Source organism: Bifidobacterium rousetti, from assembly GCF_008698235.1.
In the GTDB taxonomy this organism is placed as follows: Bacteria; Actinomycetota; Actinomycetes; order Actinomycetales; family Bifidobacteriaceae; genus Bifidobacterium; species Bifidobacterium rousetti.
This window is the reverse complement of the sequence record NZ_PEBH01000003.1, coordinates 54,776-77,234: the sequence shown is the minus strand read 5'-3', so window position 1 is coordinate 77,234 and position 22,459 is coordinate 54,776. Positions and strand designations below refer to the sequence as shown.

At 64.7% G+C, this 22,459-nt stretch carries 22 protein-coding genes, 1 tRNA gene and 1 pseudogene; 12 read left to right on the top strand and 12 right to left on the bottom strand.

From position 1 onward, the window contains the following. Window positions 1-18: 18 nt before the first annotated feature. From phnX to CSQ85_RS04830, 4 genes are all read right to left on the bottom strand, one after another. Window positions 19-801, bottom strand: coding sequence for a phosphonoacetaldehyde hydrolase (phnX, locus tag CSQ85_RS04845; RefSeq protein ID WP_150383116.1), 783 nt, complete (start codon window positions 799-801; stop codon window positions 19-21). 148 nt (window positions 802-949) lie between these two features. Continuing rightward, window positions 950-2,158, bottom strand: coding sequence for a 2-aminoethylphosphonate--pyruvate transaminase (gene phnW, locus CSQ85_RS04840; protein ID WP_150383115.1), 1,209 nt, complete (start codon window positions 2,156-2,158; stop codon window positions 950-952). Window positions 2,159-2,565: 407 nt separating this feature from the next. After that, entirely contained in the window at window positions 2,566-5,433 is a 2,868-nt protein-coding gene (locus CSQ85_RS04835; protein ID WP_223846845.1) for an extracellular solute-binding protein, read from the bottom strand. A 5-nt stretch (window positions 5,434-5,438) separates the two neighbouring features. After that, window positions 5,439-6,239 (bottom strand): ABC transporter ATP-binding protein, encoded by an 801-nt coding sequence (locus CSQ85_RS04830; RefSeq protein WP_107041491.1) that lies wholly within the window; start codon window positions 6,237-6,239, stop codon window positions 5,439-5,441. Window positions 6,240-6,813: 574 nt separating this feature from the next. Between CSQ85_RS04830 and CSQ85_RS04825 the strand changes: the two genes are divergently transcribed. The 7 genes from CSQ85_RS04825 (at window position 6,814) to CSQ85_RS04795 (ending at window position 12,331) form a co-directional block, all read left to right on the top strand. After that, window positions 6,814-7,059, top strand: a complete 246-nt coding sequence (locus CSQ85_RS04825) for a type II toxin-antitoxin system RelB/DinJ family antitoxin (RefSeq protein ID WP_150383114.1) — start codon at window positions 6,814-6,816, stop codon at window positions 7,057-7,059. Further along, window positions 7,046-7,225, top strand: a complete 180-nt coding sequence (locus CSQ85_RS04820; protein WP_150383113.1) for a type II toxin-antitoxin system PemK/MazF family toxin — start codon at window positions 7,046-7,048, stop codon at window positions 7,223-7,225. The genes CSQ85_RS04825 and CSQ85_RS04820 overlap by 14 nt, the downstream gene beginning before the upstream one ends. Before the next feature lie 108 nt (window positions 7,226-7,333). Then, window positions 7,334-8,203 (top strand): MurR/RpiR family transcriptional regulator, encoded by an 870-nt coding sequence (locus CSQ85_RS04815; RefSeq protein WP_150383112.1) that lies wholly within the window; start codon window positions 7,334-7,336, stop codon window positions 8,201-8,203. 74 nt (window positions 8,204-8,277) lie between these two features. Next, window positions 8,278-8,351 (top strand) — tRNA-Arg (locus CSQ85_RS04810). 267 nt (window positions 8,352-8,618) lie between these two features. Next, window positions 8,619-9,320: an ABC transporter ATP-binding protein gene (locus tag CSQ85_RS04805; protein ID WP_190972895.1), complete on the top strand. Its 702-nt coding sequence runs from the start codon at window positions 8,619-8,621 to the stop codon at window positions 9,318-9,320. Between the two features lie 129 nt (window positions 9,321-9,449). Next, complete coding sequence (locus CSQ85_RS04800) at window positions 9,450-10,754, top strand: COG1361 family protein (RefSeq protein ID WP_223846864.1); 1,305 nt, start codon at window positions 9,450-9,452, stop codon at window positions 10,752-10,754. Further along, window positions 10,751-12,331, top strand: coding sequence for an ABC transporter permease (locus tag CSQ85_RS04795; protein WP_150383111.1), 1,581 nt, complete (start codon window positions 10,751-10,753; stop codon window positions 12,329-12,331). The genes CSQ85_RS04800 and CSQ85_RS04795 overlap by 4 nt, the downstream gene beginning before the upstream one ends. Here CSQ85_RS04795 and CSQ85_RS04790 read toward each other — a convergent pair. Continuing rightward, the gene (locus tag CSQ85_RS04790) at window positions 12,315-14,528 is read right to left on the bottom strand and encodes a 1-deoxy-D-xylulose-5-phosphate synthase (RefSeq protein WP_395956404.1); all 2,214 of its coding nucleotides are present in this window, start codon (window positions 14,526-14,528) and stop codon (window positions 12,315-12,317) included. The two genes, CSQ85_RS04795 and CSQ85_RS04790, sit on opposite strands and share 17 nt — an antisense overlap. 371 nt (window positions 14,529-14,899) lie before the next feature. On the opposite strand from CSQ85_RS04790, the gene CSQ85_RS04785 reads away from it, so the two are divergent. The 4 genes and pseudogenes from CSQ85_RS04785 to CSQ85_RS04770 all read left to right on the top strand — a co-directional run bounded on the left by CSQ85_RS04785 (window position 14,900) and on the right by CSQ85_RS04770 (window position 18,128). Then, entirely contained in the window at window positions 14,900-15,892 is a 993-nt protein-coding gene (locus CSQ85_RS04785) for a zinc-binding dehydrogenase (protein WP_150383109.1), read from the top strand. Between the two features lie 70 nt (window positions 15,893-15,962). Beyond that, entirely contained in the window at window positions 15,963-16,460 is a 498-nt protein-coding gene (gene purE, locus CSQ85_RS04780) for a 5-(carboxyamino)imidazole ribonucleotide mutase (RefSeq protein WP_150383108.1), read from the top strand. Then, window positions 16,444-17,610, top strand: a pseudogene (purK, locus tag CSQ85_RS04775) (5-(carboxyamino)imidazole ribonucleotide synthase); the annotation flags it as partial. The gene purE and the pseudogene purK, both read left to right, overlap by 17 nt. Before the next feature lie 101 nt (window positions 17,611-17,711). Beyond that, the gene (locus tag CSQ85_RS04770) at window positions 17,712-18,128 is read left to right on the top strand and encodes a Fur family transcriptional regulator (protein ID WP_107043861.1); all 417 of its coding nucleotides are present in this window, start codon (window positions 17,712-17,714) and stop codon (window positions 18,126-18,128) included. Between the two features lie 200 nt (window positions 18,129-18,328). Here CSQ85_RS04770 and CSQ85_RS04765 read toward each other — a convergent pair whose 3' ends face one another. The 7 genes from CSQ85_RS04765 to rpmB form a co-directional block, all read right to left on the bottom strand. Then, window positions 18,329-19,996 (bottom strand): metal ABC transporter solute-binding protein, Zn/Mn family, encoded by a 1,668-nt coding sequence (locus CSQ85_RS04765; protein ID WP_150383107.1) that lies wholly within the window; start codon window positions 19,994-19,996, stop codon window positions 18,329-18,331. Between the two features lie 88 nt (window positions 19,997-20,084). After that, window positions 20,085-20,252, bottom strand: a complete 168-nt coding sequence (gene rpmF, locus CSQ85_RS04760; protein WP_150383106.1) for a 50S ribosomal protein L32 — start codon at window positions 20,250-20,252, stop codon at window positions 20,085-20,087. Further along, window positions 20,252-20,374: a type B 50S ribosomal protein L36 gene (gene ykgO, locus CSQ85_RS04755; protein WP_043167076.1), complete on the bottom strand. Its 123-nt coding sequence runs from the start codon at window positions 20,372-20,374 to the stop codon at window positions 20,252-20,254. The genes rpmF and ykgO overlap by 1 nt, the downstream gene beginning before the upstream one ends. 32 nt (window positions 20,375-20,406) lie before the next feature. After that, window positions 20,407-20,664: a type B 50S ribosomal protein L31 gene (locus CSQ85_RS04750; RefSeq protein ID WP_107041511.1), complete on the bottom strand. Its 258-nt coding sequence runs from the start codon at window positions 20,662-20,664 to the stop codon at window positions 20,407-20,409. A gap of 73 nt (window positions 20,665-20,737) precedes the next feature. After that, window positions 20,738-21,043, bottom strand: a complete 306-nt coding sequence (gene rpsN / locus CSQ85_RS04745; RefSeq protein ID WP_150383105.1) for a 30S ribosomal protein S14 — start codon at window positions 21,041-21,043, stop codon at window positions 20,738-20,740. Window positions 21,044-21,244: 201 nt separating this feature from the next. Further along, a complete protein-coding gene (rpmG, locus tag CSQ85_RS04740; protein WP_150383104.1) occupies window positions 21,245-21,415 on the bottom strand; it encodes a 50S ribosomal protein L33 in 171 nt (56 codons plus the stop codon). Between the two features lie 61 nt (window positions 21,416-21,476). Then, on the bottom strand, window positions 21,477-21,725 hold the full coding sequence (gene rpmB / locus CSQ85_RS04735; protein ID WP_150383103.1) for a 50S ribosomal protein L28: 249 nt from the start codon (window positions 21,723-21,725) through the stop codon (window positions 21,477-21,479). A 62-nt stretch (window positions 21,726-21,787) separates the two neighbouring features. On the opposite strand from rpmB, the gene CSQ85_RS04730 reads away from it, so the two are divergent. Continuing rightward, window positions 21,788-22,333, top strand: coding sequence for a GTP-binding protein (locus CSQ85_RS04730; protein ID WP_150383102.1), 546 nt, complete (start codon window positions 21,788-21,790; stop codon window positions 22,331-22,333). Window positions 22,334-22,459 lie beyond the last annotated feature (126 nt).

Genomic DNA, 22,459 nt, shown 5'->3' with positions numbered 1-22,459 from the left:
CTGTCTAGCCGTGGCGAGTCAGGCGATCTGCTTGAGCAGGGTCGGCAGCTCGGCCATCGTGTCGATGACCGCGTCGGCGCCGGCGGCGACGAACGCGTCGCGCGCCGCGTCGCGCGCCTTGGCCTTGTCCTGATCGGACAGTGCCTCGAACTCGTCCTGGCTCAACGCCATCTGCGAGCTGCCCTCGGTCACGCCCACCGTGAACACGCCGGCGTTCTTGCCCTCGCGGATGTCGGAGAGCGTGTCTCCGACCTTGACCGCGCGGCGCACATCGGTCACGCCGAGCTTCTCGAGGTTCCTGAAGACCATGTACGGGTAGGGGCGGCCGAAGCCGTTGGTGCCGTCCGGGCTGATCCAGAAGTCCGGGGCGTAGCCGTTCTCGGCGGCCTTCGGCACGACGATCTCCATCATCCTGTCGGTGTAGCCGGTGGTCGAACCGATCTTCAGTCCCTCGGCGCGCAGCTCGGTGACGGCGTCGATCACGCCCGGCTTCGGATCGGCGAAGCCGTCGAGGATCGACAGCAGCTTCGGTTCGAAGTGCGCGTACACGGCGTCGGTGTCGGCGTCGGTCGGGGCGGCGCCGTGCTTGTCCTCCCATGCGCGGGCGATGCGGTCCATGTGCAGCATGGTGTTGATGTGGTCGTGCTTGAGCATGCCCATCGGCTTGCGGGTCTCGTCCATCGTCGGCTCGACGCCGAACTCCTTGAACGCCTCCTGGAACGCCTTGACGGGGGCGAAGCAGCCGTAGTCCACGGTAGTGCCGGCCCAATCGAAGATGACGGCCTCAAAACGCTTGGTCATAATGGAATCTCCTGAGTGAAAACGTGAATATTCGATTGCTGTTGATACAAGGTGGGGTCGGGTGTGTGTACAGGACCGTAGGCTTGGCCGAACGGCCTTGAGTGTGTCCTGCACACACACCCGTCCCCACCGCACGGCCGCTTGGGAATCAGGCGGTGAGCTTGACGTTTGCCGGGGCGGCGGCCTTGATCGGCTCGCCGGCGGCGTCCATCGCGGCGATCGCGGCCGGCACGGAGTCGAGGCCCGTCGCGGCGGCCAGCAGGCCGCGCTCGCCCATGTACAGGGCCAGCAGCTCGGTGACCTTCTCGATGTCGTCGGTGTAGATCTCACCGATGTTGCCGAGGCGGAAGGTCTCCTCATCGGTCAGCTTGCCCGGGTAGATCGCGTAGCCGCGCTCCTTGATGAACTCGTACATGTCGTGGAAGTCGAACTGCGTGCCCTCCGGGTAGAGGAACGTGGTGATGATCGGGCCCTGGTGGTCCTTGAGGAACACGCGGAAGCCGAGGGCCTCCATGCGGGCGATCAGCAGGTGGTTGTTGAGCGCGTAGCGGGCGGAGCGGGCGGGGATGCCGCCTTCGGCGAACATCTCGTCGAGAGCCTTGGAGAAGGCGAGCACGACGTGGGTCGGGGAGGTGTAGCGCCACTTGCCGTTGGCCTTCTCGAGGGTGTTCCACTGGTCCCACAGGTCGAGAGAGAGGCTGCGCGCCTTGCCCTTGGAAGCTTCGAGCTTGGCCGTGTCGCAGATGATGAAGCTGAAGCCGGGCACGCCCTGGATGCACTTGTTGGCGGAGGAGACAAGGAAGTCGATGCCCCAGTCGGCGACCGGGATGTCGACGCCGCCGAAGGAGCTCATGGCGTCCACCATGAAGGTGCAGCCGTGCTTCTTGGCCACGGCCGCAACCGCTTGGATGTCGTTGAGCAGGCCGGAGGTGGTCTCGGAGTGGATCATCGAGACGTGGGTGATGGACGGGTCGGCGTCCAGGTACTCGGCCACACGCTTGGCGTCCGGGATGCGGTCGTACGGCTCGGCGTACTGCGTGTAGGCGATGCCGGCGTGCTCGCAGATCTTGACCTGGCGGTCGCCGTACGCGCCGTTGGTGCACAGCAGGACCTTCTCATCCTTGCCGATCACGGAGGTCAGGACGCTTTCGACGCCGAAGGTGCCGGAGCCCTGCATGAGCACGACGGTGTGGGCGCCGTCGTCGGCGTGGGCGAGCTCGAGCAGCTGGTGGCGGATCTTCTGGGTGATCTGCTGGTAGTCCTCGTCCCAGGTGCAGTGGTCGAAGAGCATCTCCTCCTTGACGGTGCGGGTGGTGGTCAGCGGGCCGGGGGTCAGCAGCTTGTATTCGTTCGCCATGATGGTGGTTTCCTTTCCTTGTCGATGTCCTTCGCTTCTCGTCGTGGAGGTCGGGGGAGCGGGGGTGCTGTTTGTTTGTGGTCTTGGTTGTTGCGGTATTCAGTTATGAAGCTTGGGTTTGTGAAGCGTTGAAGCGCTGAAAATGTGTCCGAATATGGCTTCCGCCCGCAGAGTGTAATCACGAAGAGAGTTTTTGAAAATTTCTACGTAGATTTCGCCCTGCGGGCGGAGTGTCGAATCTAGTTTGCTAGTTGCGTTCGCTTTGCGTTCATTTGACGCTGCGGCGAGGTCGCGCTGGAACGGAGGTGGGAGGGCGGTTTGCGTTGTCCGACCGTAGGCTTGGCCGAACGGCCTTGAGTGTGTCGGGCAACGTGAACCGCCCTCCCACCGGTTTGTTCATTACCGCTTTACGCCTCGCCCTGCGCGATCCGCTTGCATTCGGACGAGAAGTCCTGATGCTGCTGGAGCAGGTCGACGGTCAGCGGCTCGGGGAACGACTTGGAGCGCTTGGAGGCGTTCGCAGGGGCCTTCTCGCCCTCGTACAGCGGGGTCGGGTAGGTCTGGAGCAGTTCCTTGCGGCCCTTGTCGATGATGATTCCGGCCATTTTCTGCGCCTTCGGGTTGGTGGCGTTGCCCTTGTCGAGCACGGCCACCGACTCGGTCAGCGAGTAGTTGCCCTCGGTCGGGTCGACGTAGTCGATCGGCAGGCCCTTCTTCTTGTCCGCGACCGCCTGGTGACGCAGACCGAAGCCGATCGCCACCTCCTTGGCGCGCACGGCCTTGAGCGGGCCGGAGCCGGACTGTTCGAGGTGCGGGCCGGCGTTGCGGTAGATGTCGGTGAGGATCTGCTTGCCCTTCTCGCCGGTGCCGTAGGCGTCGACGATGGCCTGGATCATCAGCCAGCCGGTGGAGGAGCCCTCCATGTCCGGCACGGAGATGAGTCCCTTGTACTCGGGCTTGGCGAGGTCCGCGTAGCTCTTCGGGGCCTCGACGCCGGCGGCCTTGAGGGCCTCGGTGTTGATGATGATGGCGCCCTCCTGCGCGGTGGTCGGGGAGCGGTAGGCCGGGGCCTTCGAGTTCTCCGTGTCGCCGAGCAGCTTGGTGTGCACGTCGGTCAGGTTCGCGAACATGTGGTTGCGTTCCTGCGCGGAGTCGACGTAGTAGGAGCTCATCGTCAGCATGTCGGCCTCGAGCGCCTTGCCCTCGGCCAGCATCTTGCCGCCGAGCTCGGAGGTGCCGAACTCCTGGATGATGTACTGGTCCTTGTAGCCGTTGTCGTCGAGCGCGTGCTCGAAGGCAGTGACGGCCTCCTCGTCGGCGTTCGTGTAGATGACGACCTTGCCTCCGGCCGCGGCCGCGGAGGTCGAGACCGCGCCGAAGGTGACGAGCAGCGCCACGCACACCGCCGAGGCGATGCCGGTGAGCAGGCCCTTGGCCTTGCGGTTGCCGTCGCTCGGCAGCTGGAAGGTGGCCGCGGCGGTCGTGAGCTGGCTGCTGGGCCTGACGGTGCTGAACGAGGCGGCGACCTGCGGGGTCTTCACGGCGGCGCGCTCCTTGGCCTTCGCCTTCGCGCGCTCCTTGGAGCGGTCGCGGGTGAACAGGGCGATCAGGCCCTTGACCACGAGGTTGACGACGAGGATGAGCAGCGAGAGCACGAACACGTCGTCGAACTTGGCGATGTGCTGCAGGGCGGAGATCTTCGTGGTGATGACCTGCGTGCGGGCGCCGGTGAGGAACACGACCGCGGAGATCGTGACCATCGCGTTGACGAAGTAGTAGCCGAAGATCTGCAGCAGGGTCGGCCACGCGTTCGGGGTGACCACGCGGATCAGGGTCTTGATCCAGTTGTCGCCCATCAGCTTGGCGGTGGTCTCCCATCCCGCGTTCATCTTGGTCAGGGAGTCCTTGATCATCTGGTACGGGGTGGCGAAGTAGTGCACGATGTTCGCGATGATCAGGATCCAGAACGTGTTCTGCAGCGGGGAGCCGGAGAAGGCGAACAGGAAGGCGATGCCGAGCACCATGCCCGGGACAGTGTTGATGATCGCGGAGATCGCGTCGACCGAGCGGCGGGCCCAGCCGGGCAGCTTCGAGCGGGAGGTCACGAGGCCTGCGGCGTAGACGAACACGCATCCGAAGATGGCGGTCATCGCGGCCACGTACAGCGAGTTGACGAACACCTGCGTCAGCTGGGAGTCGACGAACAGGTTCGCGATGTGCGAGAGGGTGAAGCCGAGGTGGTCGGGCCATTCCTGAACGAACGGGATGAGCAGGATCACGAGGAACACGGAGAGCACGCACACGAGCGTCACGACGGACAGGATGCCGCAGATCCAGTCGCGCCTCTTGCCCTTGGGCAGGTCGACCTGGCTGATCTGCTTGTAGCGGATCGCGAAGCGCTCGAGCACGGTCATCAGGATGATCGAGATGATCGAGGGGATGAGCATGAACACGGCGATCACGGCGCCGCGGTTGAAGTTCGGGATCGAGCCGAGCATCTGGTTGAACAGCGTCATGGCCAGCACGTCGTACTCGCCGCCGACGGAGGTCGGGATGCCGTAGTCGGTGAACGCGAGGAAGAACGACTGGATGAACGCGACGGCCATCGTGCCGACCAGCGGGCGCAGCACGGTGTTGAGGAACGTCGTGAACGGCTTGTCGCCCATGATGTGGGAGACGATGATGAACTTCTTGTCGACGAACTGGAAGCTGTTGTTGATCAGCAGGAAGCAGGTCGGCAGCGTGTAGATCACGTAGCCGATCAGCAGGCCGTTGAAGCCGTAGATGTCGAACAGCGGGTGGCCGATGAGCTGCGTGATCAGGCCGTTCTTGCCGAACGAGTAGATGATCGCGAAGCCGTAGGTGATGGTCGGCAGGAGCATCGGCAGTTGTGCGAGCAGGGCGATGGCCTTCTTGAGGCCGCGCGGCACGTTCGTGCAGTTGATGGTGTAGGACAGCAGGAACGCGAGGATCACGGCGACGAGCGCGGAGACCGCGGCCACGGTCAGCGAGTTGGTGATCGACCGCCCGAATTCGGGCCTGGAGAGGATCGTCGTGTAGTTCTCGAGGGTGGCGGCCCCGCCGGCGGTGGTGAACGAGCGGATGATCACGAGGATCATCGGCACGACGAGGAAGCCGAGGAAGCACACCGCCACGATCACGAGGAGGGTCCACAGCTCGGTCTGCTTCGGCTTGGACGGCCGGGCCTCGTAGTTGTGGATCTCGGGGCGGATGTTGGGCAGCTGCTTGCCCGCCTGGATGGATTCAGCCGACATGGGTCTCAGGCCTCCTGACCTGCGGCGGCGAGCTGGGCGTTGGCCTTGGCCGCGTCCTGATCGCCCTCGTTGAACAGGGTGTAGATGTTGTTGCGCTTGACCTCGAGCTGGTGGAGGATGAACTTCCTGACGAAGTCGGACGCCGGGTGCTCGATGATGTTCTCCGGGCTGTCGTACTGCGCGACCTTGCCCTGGTTGATGATGAGGACCTTGTCGCTCATCGTGCAGGCCTCCTCCGGATCGTGGGTGACCATGATCGTGGTGAGGTTGTACTGCTCGACGATCTGCTTGATCTTGGCCTTGATGGACTCCTTGATCACGCCGTCCAGAGCGGACAGCGGCTCGTCGAGGAGCAGCAGCTTCGGCTTCATCACCAGCGTGCGGGCGAGCGCCACGCGCTGCTTCTGACCGCCGGAGAGCTCGTCGATGTGCTTGTTCAGGTGCTCCTCGAGGCCGAGCAGGGAGATCATCTCCTTGATCTCCTTCTCGGAGGAGATGCCGGGGTTGTTCCTCAGGCCGTAGGTGATGTTCTCGTAGGCGGTGAGGTTCGGGAACAGGGCGTAGTCCTGGAACACGATGTTGAAGCCGCGCTTCTCCATCGGCACGTGGGTCAGGTCCTCGCCGTTGTAGATCAGCTGCCCGCCCGTCGGCTCGGTGATGCCGAGGATGATGTTGAGCAGCGTGGTCTTGCCGCCGCCGGAGGGTCCGAGGATGGACATGATCTTGCCGTTGTCGAGTTCCAGGCTGATGCCGTTCAGGACGTGGGTGTCGCCGAACGACTTGGTGATGTTCTTGAGTTCGAGCATATTCTTCGACTGCCTCTCATCATGCGGCCCGTTGTCCGGGTCCGCTCTATGGTGTGGCTCCGTTCCCGCGGGTTGTATTGGCCCCCACGGGTTCATCGCCGTGATCGATGTTCAGTTGTTGTTCAGTTATGCAGGTATGCACTGTGTGTTCAGCACTGTGTTGTCACGGCTAGAGACTGCTCGCCGCTGCGCCCCGCGTTCGGTTGTGTCCGTTCGGTTGTGTCCGTTCGGGCATTGCCGTCCGCCGTGCGCAATTTCCATGATGGTTCCGTTTCGGCGTCGCTCTGCCGCATGCCGGGGAAACCTGACTGAAAGTACGGTGAACAGCGAGTGAAACTACCTGTGGGGGATGTAGTCCACGTAGTTTTGGGGCGATACGATGTGCGTATTGTGCATGTGAGCGCGGTCACAATCGGTTTCGCGATGTCTTCTTTGACTTGCCGCGACTGCTTGCTACGTAGCTTACGGTTTCCTGGTGTCGGTGATGGACTGCGTCGCATGACTGGTTGTTGAGCTCAATTGCATTGAATGCAATTTGGTATAAAATGATACTAAATAAAAATAAGGAGTTAACATGAGCATGCAGATTGCCACTCGCGTTGACGATGATCAGGCGGCGCTTTTCAGGGAGACCACCAAGCGGCTCGGCATTACCCCGGCCGATGCGCTGCGTATGTTCATCAGCGCGTTCAATGATTACCGCGGTTTCCCTTATGCGGTGCGTGTGCCCCGTGAGGAGGCCGAGTCGTTCGCCTCCGAGCGGGAGGCCACTGACTATGCCAGCGGACTCGCGTTGAGGATGTCCGATGAGGCGCGGTGAGATCTGGACTCTTCATGCGGACGGATATGCGAGCAAACCCAGACCGGTCGTCATCGTGCAGAGTGACGCGGTCGACAGGTTCGATTCCGTGGTCACCTGCCTGCTGACGTCGTATGACTCGTCTGAGATCGGCACGAGAGTGCGTCTGGAGCCTCGAAAAAGTTAACGGACGGTTCACTTGGAAGTCGGGTTATGTCATCCGGCAACACACCAGCAACGGTTAGGCTACGAAAGCGTAGAGCATCATAGGCGTGACGTTGTAGGAGATGGGACCGTGCAGTCTTCGGTGGGAATCCGCGAGCGTATCGATCACGTATACCCCTCGCTTCGCCCGGCCGAACGGGCCGTCGCGCGTTACATCCGCGATCATATCGAAGAGGCGGCGGGATTGACCGTCGGCCAGCTCGCGGAGGCGACGCACGTAAGCCAGCCCACGGTCATCCGCTTCTCGCGCAAGCTCGGTTTCGGCGGCTACCGCGAACTGCGGTATGTGCTGCGTCATCCCGAAGCGGAACATCAGGTGACGTTCGACCCCCTCGAGGGATTCGACCTCAACCCGTGGGACAGCCCCGAGGACGTGCCCGCCAAGGCCGCCGCGGGGGCCGCCTCGCTCATCGAGGAACTCCGTCGTTCCCTCGATGTCAAGGCGTTCCGCAAGGCGACCGCGCTGCTGGCCGATGCGCATGCCATTGATATCTATGGTGTCGAGAACTCGCTGGTCCCGGCCACCGATCTGTTCACGAAGCTGATGTATCTGGGGCTGGATTGCCGCCTCAACACGGACGCCTACCTGCAGCAGATCGGTGCCGGGCATCTGCGTGACGAGGATGTCGCCATCGCGTTTTCGCATTCCGGCTCGTCGGCCGACACCGTCAAAGCGTTGCGTCTGGCGAAGGCCGCCGGCGCGCGTACCATCGCGGTGACCAACCATGTCGGTTCGCCCCTCGCCGGGTCCGCCGACGTCACGCTGATCACCGGATCGGGTACGCAGACGATCTACGGCAACGCGATCTTCTCGCGCGTCGCCCACGTCGCCCTCGTCGACATGCTGTACATGGGCATCATCCTGTCCGACTACGGCCGGTTCTCCACCGCGCTCGATCAGTCCGGCCGCATGATCTCCGACCGCGAATACCGCAGCTGACTTCTAATCTGTAGGGAATCTGCAGGTCGTCGATTCGTGTCGTTCCACCCCGGCTATTACAATGTCACGAGTTTGGCCCCGTAGCTCAGCTGGATAGAGCAACTGACTTCTAATCTGTAGGTCGCCGGTTCGAGCCCGGCCGGGGTCACTGGTGAAACCCTTGGAATCCCAATGATTCCAAGGTGTTTGTTCTTTTCCGGCCTATGCCCTCGCCCGTCCCGTTGCGTGGGATGGGCGTCCGTATCTCGACCTCCGGTGACACCCTTAAGGGGTATGGGGGATGCGGGGGATTCCCCCGAGCTATAGACTGGGCACCAACGCGCGGTCCCGTCGGCCTGCCGGTCGGACACGTCGCACCGGCATGCCGGACCGTGCGCGTACGTCCGCCAACGGCGACGAACGAGGGAGAAGAGCCATGCCGCCATCACATCCGATGATCGAGGTGCGTCACCTGCGCAAGGAATACCCCGCGGCCGACGAGACCGTGGTCGCGCTCGACGATATCGACCTGACCATCCCGCGCGGCCAGATCTGCTGCATCTACGGCGAATCCGGCTCCGGCAAGTCGACGCTGCTGAACCAGCTCGCGGGCATGGAGAAGCCCACGCGCGGCGGCGTGCGCATCGGGGGAGTGGTCGTCTCCGCGCTCGACGAACGCGAGCTCGCCGCCTTCCGCCAACGTCATCTGGGGTTCGTGTTCCAGTCGTACAACCTGCTGCCGAACCTCAACGCCGTCGAGAACGTCGCGATGCCGCTCATGTTCCGAGGCGTGCCGAAGGAACGGCGTGAGGCGGCCGCGCGCGGCATCCTCAGGCGCGTCGGCCTCGGCAAACGACTCACGCACTATCCGACGCAGATGTCCGGCGGCCAGCAGCAACGCGTCGGCATCGCCCGCGCGTTCGTCGCCAAACCCGAGGTGGTGTTCGCCGACGAACCGACCGGCAACCTCGATTCGAAGACCAAGGTCGACGTGATGGAGATGATCTGCTCGTTCGCACGCGACCTCGATCAGACCATCGTGCTGGTCACGCACGACGACAACATGGCGCAGTACGCCGACCGCATCGTCACCCTGCTCGACGGGCGTGTCATCGACGACCGGCTGACCGGTGCCTGACCGGCGCCTGACCGGGCGATCGTACGCAGGGAACCACAAGGGAAACACGGGAAGACAGGAAAGAAGGAACACACCATGACCACACGAGGAACGAAGGAACCGATGGCGGGGGCGATTCGCGCGCCGCGCATGCACCACGCGCCGCGCGCGCTGGCCGCATCACTGGCCGCCCTGCTGACGACGCTCGCCATGACCCTCGCGCTCGCCTTCGCGGTCCCTCCGCTGGCGCCCGCGGCACACACCGCCCACGCGGCCGGCGCGACCTCGGCCGCGGGACAGGCCTCCGCGGGAGGCTCGGGCGGCTCCGGCGGCGCCTCCGGAGGAGAAGCCGTCACCCCGATCGCCGGGCCGGTGCCCAACGTCATCATCACCAACTTCACGTACGGCGAGGGCTCGGTCGCGGTCGGCAGCGACTTCACGCTCGCGTTCACGTTCCAGAACAAGGGCAAGGTGGCGGTGAGCAACATGGTCGTCACCGTGGACGGCGGTGAGAACTTCGCCATCGCGGGCGGCACGAACACGTTCTACTTCGACGCGCTCTCCGCCGGACGTTCGGCCACGCAGAGCGTGCCGATGCAGGCCCTGCCGACCGCGAAGAGCGGCGCGCAGGGGGTGACCGTGAGCTTCCGCTACGAGTACGTGGACTCCGGCTCCCGCTCCTCCAGCTCCTCCGACATCCGGATCTCCGTGCCGGTCTCCCAGCCCGACCGCTTCCAGCTCGACGACCCGGTGCCGCCCGAGGATGCGATGGTCGGCAACGAGACCACCATCACGATGAACTACGTGAACAAGGGCAAGGGCGACATCGCCAACGTCGAGGCGTCGATCGAGGGCGACGGCTTCGACACCATGACCAAGACCCAGTACGTCGGCAATGTCGCCTCCGGCGCGAACGGTTCGATCGGCTTCGCGTTCACACCCACGCAGTCCGGCGAGCTTCAGGCCAAGCTGCACATCGCCTACGAGGACTCCGACGGCAAGGCGCAGTCCAAGGACTTCCCGGTGACCGTGTCCGTCGCCGACGCCGCGCCCATGCCCGATGACACGGCGATGGCCGTCGACGAACAGTCGCAGCAGGGTCTGCCCGCGTGGGTGTGGGCGCTTGTCGCCGTGGTCGTGATCGGCGCGATCGTGCTCATCGTCGTGCTCGTGCGTCGCCGTCGCAAGAAGAAGGCGAAGAAGAGCGAGATCGACGAGGAGTGGGATGAGTGGAACAAGCCCGACGGCAACGGCACGACGGGCCCGTCCGATCCCGCCGACGGTGTTCCCGGCTCGTCTGCGACAACGGCGTCGACCGTCCCCGTTCCGGCACCGTCCGCCGTCGACCCCGAGGCGACCCGGCTGATCGCCACGCCGCAGACGCCGCAGCCCCCCGCCGAGGACGGGTCCGCGGATCAGGGTCAGGCACGACGCGCTCGCAGGGGACGCGCATGAACTTCGCCGACATCCTCAGACTGTGCGTGCAGAACCTGTTCCGCCGCAAGTCGCGCACGATCCTCACCGTCCTCGGCGTGATCGTCGGATGCTGCTCGATCGTGCTCATGGTCTCGTTCGGCCAGGGCATCAACGAACAGAACGAGCGCAGCCTCAAGGCGATGGGCGACCTGTCGATCGTCACCGCGTACACGTCCGGCGGCGGCTACGGCATGAGCATGGGCTACGGCATGGCCATGGCCTCCGGCGGCAGCTCGTCCTCCGGCGGTTCCGGCTCGGTCAAGCTCGACGACAAGGCGATCGAATCCTTCCGCTCGATCGCCGGCGTCGAAGGCGTCACCCCGGTCAAGAACCTGCAGTACACCGCCACGGCCAAGGCCGGCGCCGGCGGACGCTACATCGACGACGGCGTGCAGATCATGGGCATCGACATGAGCCAGCTCGACGCCATGGGACTCAAGCTCACCGAAGGCGACAAGCCGGTGAACGAGAAGCAGATCCTCGCCGGCGAGCATGTGGTCTACGGGTTCATGGATTCGCTGCGCAACGGCGCGACGCGCAGCTACGCGGACGGCTCCTGCACCTACAGCGAGGCCACCGGCCAATGCGTGCCGACCGAAGGGGAGGACCCGTACTTCAATCTGCTCACCACGCCGGTCACGCTCGTCACCGGCGCGAACTATCAGGGCGACCCCTACGTGCAGAACCTGTACTCGGGCGGCTCCGCGGGCATGTCCGGCGGGGCTTCCGGGGCCGGGGCGTCCGGCGCGGACGGCCAGTCGCAGAACGTCACCCTCGACTTCACGGTCACCGGCGTGCTCAAGGGCGACTACAACAAGGGCTACGCCACCACCGACGGCTTCGTCATGGACCTGAAGGTCATGCAGTCGCTGCTGAAGAAGATCGATCCGTCGTCCGCGGCCAAATCCATGACCTACGACCAGGCGCTCGTCAAGGTGGCGGACCTGAGTCAGGTACCCGTGGTCGAGTCGCAGTTGAAGGCGATGGGCTACGAGACCTACTCGTACGAGGAGATCCGCAAGTCGATGGAGGAGGGGACGCGCGTCATCCAGCTGATCCTCGGCGGCATCGGCGCGGTGTCGCTGCTCGTCGCCGCCATCGGCATCGCCAACACGATGGTCATGTCGGTGTCCGAGCGCACGCGCGAGATCGGCATCATGAAGGCGCTCGGCTGCTATGTGCGCGACATCCGCGTCATGTTCCTGACCGAGGCCGGCGCGATCGGCTTCCTCGGCGGGCTGATCGGCGCCGCGTTGAGCGGGCTCGTATCGCTGGGCATCAACGTGGGCGGCATGTGGCTGTCGGGCATGTCGGGTTCGTCGGGCGCGAGTTCGGGCGGCTCCGGGGGCTCCGGTTCCGGCGGCGCGTCGTTCGGCACGATGGTCTGGCAGGCGATCGTCGGAGGCGAGGACGTGACCCGCTACTCGGTCATCCCGTGGTGGCTGTACCTGTTCGCGATCCTCTTCGCGACCTGCGTCGGCCTGCTGTTCGGCTTCGGTCCGGCCAACAAGGCCGTAAAGATCCCCGCGCTGGACGCGATCAGGAACGACCGGTAGACGCCAGCGCCTCGCGGATGCGCGCGGTGATGTTCCCGACGGTCAGGCCGTATCGTTCGTTCAGGCCGGCGAGCGGGACTCGGTCGGTGAACTCCTTGTCCGCGCCGAAGTTGAGGACGCGCGGGGTGCGCGGATCACGGGCGGGATCGGATTGCGGCGCGTGGCGGTTCGCGTGGCGGTTCGCGTAGTACGCGGTCACCTTCTCACCCCAGCCGCCCTCGAGCTGGCCGTCCTCCAACGTGACGACGAGCCGGTGATCCGCGCGCAGCGATTCCATCGTCACCGTGTCGAGTGAAGTGCACTGGCGTGGGTCGATGAGCGTCGCGTCGATGGGCGTGTCCGTGCGGGCAAGCGTGTCGACCACCGTTTCGGCCAGTGGATACGTGTTGCCAAGCGCGATGACCGCCACGTCGGCGCCCCGACGGCCGACGCGATACCGCAGCATGTGCGCGGCGTCGGTTGTGTCGGTCGCGTCGGTCGCGTCGGTCGCGTCGGTCGAGTCAGTCGCGCCGGCCGCGTCCCCGCCGCGCAGCACCTCCTCGGGCGTCATCTCACGCCCCATCGCCCGCTCGCGCTCGAGGATCGCCTGACCGGGCACACGGATCACCACAGGGCCTTCCGGAGCCCCTTCCGCTCCCGTCGCGTCGGCCGGCATGGTCGCCCATGCGAGATCGGCCAGATAGTCGCGCGTCGAGGTCGGCACGAGCATCGTCACGCCGGGGATGTTCGCGAACATCGTCACGTCGTACGCGCCCGAATGCGTGTTGTCCGAACCGGACAGGCCGCCGAGGAAGTCGAGGACCGTCACGCGGGAGCGGTTGAGGCTCATCTCCTGGAAGAACTGGTCGTACGCGCGCTGGAAGAACGACGCGGTCGTCGCCACCACCGGCGTGCCGCCCGCCTTGGCGATGCCCGCGGCGAACGTCACCGCATGCGCCTCGGTGATGCCCGTGTCCACGTAATGCGCGCCGGCGCGCTCGCGGAACTCGTGCGTGATGCCGTTCGACCCCGGCGTCGCGGGGGAGATGACCACCAGCCCCGGTTCCGTGGGGAACCGGCGTTCCAGCGCGGCCATCGCGAGCTTGCCGTAGTGCTTGCGCGGATCGTCCGGACGCCCGATCGCATTGTCCGGCGTCTGCCAGTGCGACGCCTCGCACTGGCCCTCATGCGGTTCGTGGTCGGACAGGTTGCAGTGGTCCGACCTCCACGGCTCGTCGTGCGCGAGATTGCCCGTCTCGTTGACGCCGGTGTCGGTCGCGTGGGCGACCTCGCGGCTGCCGTCGTCCCCGGATTCGAGCCCCGCGCCCTTCAGCGTGTGGATGTGCACGACCACCGGGTGATCGATGTCCTTGACCTCCCCGAACGCGGCGACCAGCGCGTCCACGTCGTTGCCGTCCGCCACATAGCGGTAGTCCAGTCCGAACGCGTTGAAGATGTTCGGCTGCGCGGTGCCGTTCGACTCGCGCAGCCGTGCCAGCGGTCCGTACATGCCGCCGAAATCGCCCGCGATCGACATCTCGTTGTCGTTGAACACGATGATGAGGTTGCCGCCCTGCTCGGCGGCGTTGTTGAGCCCCTCGAACGCGATGCCGGAGCTGAGCGACCCGTCGCCGATCACCGCGATCACGTTGCCGATGCCTCCGACGCCGGCAGTCGCGCCGTCGCCGGAATGCGCCGCGCCCCGTGCCGCGGCCTCCATGTCGCGCGTCTTCGCCAGACCGCACGCCAGCGAGATCGACGTGCCGGTGTGGCCGAGCGTGAACTGGTCGTGCGCGCTTTCGTCCGGGTTCGTGAATCCCGTCACCTCGCCGAAGCGCGACGGGTCGAGATACGCCTGCGCGCGGCCGGTGAGCATCTTGTGCACGTAACTCTGGTGCGACACGTCGAAGACGATGCGGTCATGCGGCGAGTCGAAGACGCGATGCAGGGCGACCGTCGCCTCCACCATGCCGAGGTTCGATCCGATGTGCCCGCCGTGCGCGTGCCCGTACGCGATCAGCGTGGAACGGATCTCGCGGCACAGCTCGTGCAATCCGTCGCGCGACAGCGCCTTGACGTCGTCCGGCCCGGCGATGCGGGACAGGAGCGCGTGCGCCGAGGCCTGCGCACCATGCGACGCATCGGCTTCCGGCGCCGTGCGGGGCGTCGTGCGGGGCGTCGTGCGGGAGTCCCGTGATCCCGCCGAAGCATCCCTGATGAATCGCCCTTCGATGTCATCTTCCGCACCGGTCATGCCCGTCCCCATACCTACGCGCGCCCTTCCTCTCGATTGTCCTGCCGACGGAACAGCCTAGACGTTCCACTTCCGAAGGCGCATCTCCCACGCGACATGCGCCCAACATCTCCGTATATGCACCCGTCATGCGCCCGGAGTCTGTATGGCTATATGGATCGAAACGGCCCCTCCCACGGCATCGCGATCAGTCGTGAGACAATGAAACGGCAAGGTGCGGCACCGAAGTCGCGCCGCGCGTCGGAGCCGCGCCCCATGCCGTCCCGTGTGCGGACATGCCGATCCGCCGCGCGATCGAAGGGCAAGCCGAACGCACCCGAACGAAAGGAACGCCGATGAAGGCCGTATACGCCGCCACCGTGGACAACGACAACCCGCTCTCCGCACTCGCCGTGGGCGATATGCCAGCCCCCGAACCCAGACCGTACTGGTCCACGGTCTCGGTCAAGGCCGTGACCGTCAACCACCACGACCTGTGGAGCCTCAAGGGCGTGGGCCTCGCCGTCGAACAGACCCCGATGATCCTCGGCACCGACGCGGCCGGTGTCCTCGACGAAGACATCCCCGTGCGACACGGGCTCAAGGCCGGCAGCGAGGTCGTGCTCTACACGTTCGTCGGCACCGACGGCGCCGGCGTCATGCCGGGGGAGCGTCGCACGATCCTGTCGGAGAAGTACGCCGGCACGATGGCCGAGGGGACGCAGGTGCCCAGCGCCAACGTCTTCGCCAAGCCAGAGAACCTCACCATGGCCGAGGCCGCCGCGCTCGGCACCAGCTGGCTGACCGCCTACTCGCTCGTCTTCACCGCCGCAGGCGTCAAACCCGGCGACACGATCCTCGTGCAGGGCGCGGGCGGCGGCGTCTCCACCGCGGCGATCCAGCTCGCGCACGCCGCCGGCCTCGAGGTGTTCGTCACCTCGCGTTCCGCGGACAAGCGCGAGAAGTCGCTCGCGCTCGGCGCCGACGCCGCGTTCGAGACGGGCGCGCGGCTGCCGCGCAAGGTCGACGCCGTCATCGAATCGGTCGGCGCCGCCACATGGTCGCATTCGGTGAAGTCCGTTCGCCCCGGCGGCGTGATCGCCGTGTGCGGGGCGACCACCGGCGACCAGCCCGGCGCCGAACTGACCCGCGTGTTCTTCCAGGACATCCGCGTGCAGGGCAACACGATGGGCTCGCGCGAGGACTTCGCCCGCCTCCTGCGCTTCGTCGAGCACGCCGACCTGCACCCGGTCATCGACTCGACCTTCACGGGCCTCGAATCCGCGCCCGGGGCGTTCGCGCGCGTTGCCGGCGGCGATCTGTTCGGCAAGGTCGCGATCATCCTGTAGGACGCTTCCGCCCGGACCGCATAGAGGAGTACAGTAAGACCGTATTCTCAATAACGCGGAGGTAATGATAATGACGGACACCAAGCCCGAAGTCGCCGTCGTCATGGGCTCTTCCAGTGACTGGGAGACCATGAAGCGCGCCTGTGACATCCTCGACCAGTTCGGAGTCGCCTACTTCAAGCAGGTGATCTCCGCGCATCGTACGCCGGAGCTCATGGCCGACTTCGCGCACAACGCCCGCGCCAACGGCCTCAAGGTCATCATCGCCGGAGCCGGCGGCTCCGCCCACCTGCCCGGCATGATCGCCGCGCAGACCACCCTGCCCGTCATCGGCGTGCCGGTGCGTTCCCACGCGTTGTCCGGCTGGGACTCCCTGCTCTCCATCGTGCAGATGCCCGGCGGCATCCCGGTCGCCACCACCGCCGTCGGCAACTCCGGCGCCACCAACGCCGGTCTCTTGGCAGTGCAGATGCTCTCCGCGTTCGACGAGGGGCTCGCCGCCAAGCTCGAGGACTACCGCAACGAACTCAAGGAGAAGGTGGCCGAATCCAATGCCCAGCTTGTTTGAGGAAACCCACGGCGCCACGCAGATGCTCCAGCCGGGCGCGACGATCGGCATCATCGGAGGTGGCCAGCTCGGCCGCATGATGGCGCTGTCCGCCAAGTACATGGGCTTCCGTATCGGCGTGCTCGACCCCACCCCGGACTGCCCGACCGCGCAGGTCGCCGACTTCCAGGTCGTCGGCGAATACGACGACAAGACCGCCATCCACGATCTCGCCGAGAAGTCCGACGTCCTGACCTACGAGTTCGAGAACGTCGACGCCGAATCGATCGACGAGGTGCGTCATCTGGTCGCCGCCCCGCAGGGCACCGACCTGCTGCGCGTCACGCAGGACCGCATCAACGAGAAGACGTTCATCAACAAGCACGGCATCGAGACCGCCCCGTGGCGCGAGGTCAACGACTTCGATGAGCTCGAGGCCGCCATCGACGACCTCCACTACCCGTGCGTGCTGAAGACCCGCTCCGGCGGCTACGACGGACACGGCCAGCATGTGCTCAGGAACGACATGGATCTGGAGAAGATCCGCGCCCGCGGCGATCGCGGCGGCGGTTTCCCGCCGTCCATCCTCGAGGGATTCGTCGACTTCGCGTTCGAGGCGTCGATCCTCGTGTCCGGCAACGGCAAGGACTACGTCACCTTCCCGATCGTGCGCAACGACCACCGCAACAACATCCTGCACATGACGATCGCCCCGGCCGAGGTCTCGCCCGAAATCGCGAGGACCGCGCACGAGATGGCGCTGGCGCTCGCGAAGGGCTTCGAACTGGCCGGCACACTTGCCATCGAGCTGTTCGTCACCAAAGACAACCGCGTGATCGTCAACGAGCTCGCGCCGCGCCCGCACAACTCCGGCCACTACACCATCGAGGCGTGCTCGATCGACCAGTTCGACGCGCACATCCGCGGCATCGCCGGATGGCCGCTCATCCAGCCGAAGCTGCTGAGCCCGGCCGTCATGGTCAACGTGCTCGGCCAGCACGTCCTGCCGACGCGCGCGCAGATCGCCACGCACCCTGAGTGGAACGTGCACGACTACGGCAAGGCGCAGCTGCGTCACAACCGCAAGATGGGCCACATCACCGTGCTCACCGACGACACCGCCCGCACGGTCGCCGAGCTCGAGGCCACCGGCTGCTGGGATGATCTTCAAGCCTACGCGCGCCCGTTCGTGCAGCCCGTGTCCGCCGGTCAGGCCGCCGATGGTGCCGGGGCATCCGCCGGGGCGTCCGGAAAAGAGGCGTGACGGTTCGCATGGTTGAACACATCGAACGTCAGACCAAACAGAAGGACGCGATCCGCGCCGCGCTCGCCGACTGCGACGAGTTCATCTCCGCGCAGGACCTGCATCGTCGGCTCGAGGATTCGGGCTTGCGGATCGGACTGGCCACCGTGTACCGGCAGCTCAACGCGCTCGCCGACTCCGGCGCCGCCGACACGATCCGCCTTGACGGCCAGCAGCTGTTCCGCCTGTGCGGCGACGACGGCCATCACCACCATCTGGTGTGCCGCAAGTGCGGCCGTACCGTGGAGATCGACCCACCGAGCGAGGCATGGCTGCGCAAGGTGGCCGAGGGCCACGGTTTCACCGTCGAAAGCCACACCTTGGAGGTCTTCGGCCTCTGCCCCGAGTGCCAGCAGACCCAGCGGTCCTCCGCTCCCGGCCTCTGACCGACTTCCGATCGAACGGTTTCACGAGAAAAACCGTCGCTGGGATAATCTCAGCGACGGTTTTTCTCGATGATTGGGATGATTTCGAGATTTTCCGACGGTGAAGTCGGATCAGCGTCAGGAAATCTCGGGATATGGGGAATTCTCGAGAATTCCTGACGCTTGAGGGAATGGTGGGGCGGGGCGTGGTATCGAACCGCTCAGTGCGCCAGGATCTCGGTGGCGATCTCCTTGCCGCTTATCGACGCCGGGTAGTAGGTGGGCCAGTTGTCCATCTCCTTCAGGGTCTCCTCCTGCGAGGAGTCACCCATGAAGATGTGGAAGTGGGCGGTCTTGCCCGGGGCGATACCGTGGTCGGAGAACTGCACGACCTTCGGCGCGCCCTCGGGCACATCGCCGGTGGCGGTGAACAGGAAGCGCACGCCGCGGTTGCCCTTCGCGTAGTCGAGGATCCTGAATCCGTCGTACTTGTAGGTCGCGGTCGCGGTCTTGCCGCCGCGGGTGAAGCTCATCTGGTTGCCCTTGATGACGATCTTCTCTACGTCGGTCTTGTATCCGGTGTCGTAGTACTGCTTGTACTCCTCGGCGGTCATGTCGCCCTTCTTGGCCTTCGCTTCCATCACCGTGTCGAGCGTGCCGTCCTTGAGGAACGGGTACACCGACTGCCATTCGCCCTCGTAATCGGACAGGGTGCGGTCCTTGACGTCCTGCGTGAGGAAGAAGCCGTTCGTGGTATCGGTCGCCAGCGCCTGCTTGGCGATCAGGGTGAGCCATCCGAGCAGCGTCTTCTGGTTCTCGGGCAGCTGCTCGGTGGCGGAGATGATTGTCTTGTTGCTGGAGATCGCGGCTTCGTTGAGCTTCTTGGCGAAGCCACCCATCTCCTGCGGGTTGACGACGAGGATGTCCACGTCGTCGCCGGCCACGGTGTCCATCGCGCTCTTCAGGTCGGCCGCGGAGGGCTCGGCCTCGCTGTTCATCGCGTTGGTGTAGGTTTCGGGGGTCTTGTCGGTCGCGCCGATGTAATCGAGCAGGTAGCTGATGATCGACTCGGTCGCCACGTAGTTGCGCTCGACTCCCGCGGCGCGGCCCTTGTTCACCAGCGCGACGAATTCGGCGTATTCGCCGTTCCACTCGTTGAAGTGACGCTGCACGGTGGCGGCGGTTTTCGAGTTCTCTCCGGCCTCGGCGACGTAGGCGTCGTTGATCGCCTCAGCGGCCTTCAGCACGGCTTCGGGGCTGAACCACACGTGGGGGTTCGTGGAGCCGTGGTGATGGTGGTGATGACCCTCCTCGCCTTCGCCGCCTTCCTCATGCTCGTGGGAGTGCTCCTCGGTCGCGGTGATGCCCATGAGGTCGCCCACGTTGACGATGCGCTGCCTGTTCTTGTCCAGCTGCGCCTTCTCCGCCCAGCCATCGTAGCCGGCGCCGTTGAGCACGACCACATCGGCCTTGGCGAGCTTGGCCAGGTCGGCGGCGGTCGCCTCATAGTCGTGCGGATCGGCGGAGGTCGAGTTGATCAGCGAGGTGACTTCGGCACAAGAGCCGCCGAGTTGCTCGGCAAGCGAACCCCACTGATTCACCGAGGCGACCACGGTGAATGTCGTGTCGCAGGAGTCCTTGGCACCGGCCGACGCTGCGGTCGCGTTACCTCCGGCGCCGTTCGAGGATGCCTCGTTCGGCCGCAGGAACGCCACGGCTCCCGCGATGAGCCCGGCGAGCAGCGCGCCGACGATGAACGCGACGATGACGTTGACCGTGCCGTTGCGGCGGGCGGTCCCGTCGACGGCCGAGGTGGTGTCCGTCTGGATGTTGTGGCTGGTGTTGTGGTTGGTGTTGGGGCCGGGCTGACTGGTGTTCTGATCGGTCATGTCGGTCCTTCTTTCTACTTGTTTCCCTGGTTCTTTGATTTCTCTGATTGGTGTTGTTGCGGCAAACCGTGTGGACGAGGCTTTGCCCTTACGGTTTCACGTATCCTTTGCGCACGGCTGGGGCGAGGTTCTGCGGAACCTGTACCGTTTCGCCTTCGGGGGTCATCACCGTGGCGAGCTGCGGTGCCTGCGCCTTCCACTGGGATCGGCGTGTGCGCGTGTTCGCGCGTGACTTCCTTGCTTTCGGCAGTGCCATCAGCCTTGCCTCGCTTTCCATCGGGGGTTCTTCTTGTTGATGACGTACAGATGCCCGCGCCTGCGCACGATGACGGAGCCGTCCTTGCGCGCCAGCGAGCGAATCGATGCCTTGACTTTCATATGTGTTCCTATTGGGTTGGTGGTGGATGCGGTTATTTCCGTCCGTACCGTGCGTTGAATTTCTGCACCTGTCCTGCCGTGTCGAGCACGACGTTCCTGCCGGTGTAGAACGGATGGCTGTACCTGGAGACCTCCACGTTCACCAGCGGATAGGTGTTGCCGTCCTCCCACTCGATGGTGGGCAGGCTGGCCGCCTTGGCCGCCAGTGTGGAGCGCGTGAGGAAATACTTGTCGGCGGAGCGGTCGTAGAAGACCACGTGATCATATATGGGATGGATTCCCTGTTTCATGTCATATCTTTCGTTGTTGTGCTGGTGTATCCGAAGCTGCCGGGCGAGCCTTCGCTCGCGGTCGTGCGGCGGGTCACCAGCTGGATTTGGTGACGCCGGGCAGTTCGCCCTTGTGCGCCTTTTCGCGCAGGTTGATGCGCGACAGCCCGAATTTGCGGTTGAAGCCGCGGGGGCGGCCGTCGATGGAATCGCGGTTGCGCAGTCTGGTGGGGCTGGCGTCACGCGGCAGGGCGTGTAGCTTGCGCATCGCCTCGGCGCGTTCCTTGGCCGTCAGGTGCGGGTCGACGCTGTCGTGCTTGTACTGCGCGCGTCGCTCCGCGAACTTGGCGACCATGCGCTCGCGTTGCAGTTGTCGGTTGATTTTGCTGGTTTTGGCCACTGTGATGCTCCTCGGGAATGGGCGGATTCATTTCTTAGGCAGATTTTTCGTTACTTAGGCACCTTGCCGTCGTGTCACGCACGACCGATGTCTGTATTCGTGCGGTTTTGCGTATACGTTCCACGGCGGATGTGCCTAGGAAACGCAGAATCTGCCTAAGAAACGACGGCGTGGTGGATATGGAGACGGGATGGGGTCTTCTTATCGGGTTTCCCGGAAGACGACTCGCCTGCGCACCACCGGATCGAACTTCAACAGTTCGAGTCGGTCCGGCGTGTTGCGTCGGTTTTTGCGGGTGGTGTAGGTGAAGCCGGTCCCCGCCGTGGATCTGAGGGTGATGACCGGTCTGATTTCCGATGATTTGCTGGACATGATGTCGCTTTCGTTGGTGTGGTTCTGCGGACGCGGTTGTCGGTTGTTTGCCGTCGCGGGTTCAGCGTCCGTGTGATGCGTGTGACGCGCGGCGTTCGATGCGTGTCAGGGCCGCTTCGATGCCGATGCGGTCGATGGTCTTCATGCCTTTCGCGCTGACCGTCAGTGTGACGTAGCGCCCCTGTGAGGGAACCCAATACCGCTTGGATTGCAGGTTCGGGCTGAAGGTTCTGCGGGTTTTCCTATGCGAATGGGACACGGTGTTGCCTGTGGAGGCATGCGTGCCCAGCAGTTGACATTGTTTGGGCATGTCCACGAGTGTACCATAATGATAATCGTTATCAATAAACGTGTGTCGTGAAAGGAAAGCGCATGATTCATCCGTCGTTGGGATATAGGGAAAATGAGGCCAGAAACGCCGAAGGCTCCACTCCGGTGGTGTTGCTCACCGGCGCCGACAGGCTGAGTCTTGATGCGGCGGTCTTCTCGCTGGTCGACTCGCATCCATCGGCATGTTCCATCGTCTACGACGTGCGTCCGGACGAAGCCGCCGAATCTGGGATCGTTCTCGTGCGCAGCGTCTCGTACGCGGGTGTGGATGGCGTCCGGATCGGCGAGTCGGAGACGTTGCCTGTGGACGACTGCTGCCTGTCGTGCTCGGTCAAGCATGACGCCGGGCGTGCGCTTGGGCAATTGTGCGACCGTGCCGATGCGTTCCTGATCGTCCTGCCCGTCGGCATGGAGGCGGTGCCGGTGGTGCAGTATCTCGAGGACTCCTTCCGGTTGGATGCATGGGGCGAGGCGATGCGTGTCGCCGCTATCGCCGATGTCGTCGGATTGGATGAATTCGAGGAGCGGTTCTTCGATGACGATCGCCTGTGCATGTATGGCGTGGGGGGGGGGGGGGGGGCGCTTTGAAGGATCGTCCCACGGGGCCGGTGGCCTTGTCGCTTTACACCTCCCCGGTCCCCCGGGGCGGGTCTCCCACCTCGTCTGCCGCCTCCTGATTGAAAAAAAAAAATATCCTGCTGAGCCGCAGTGCAC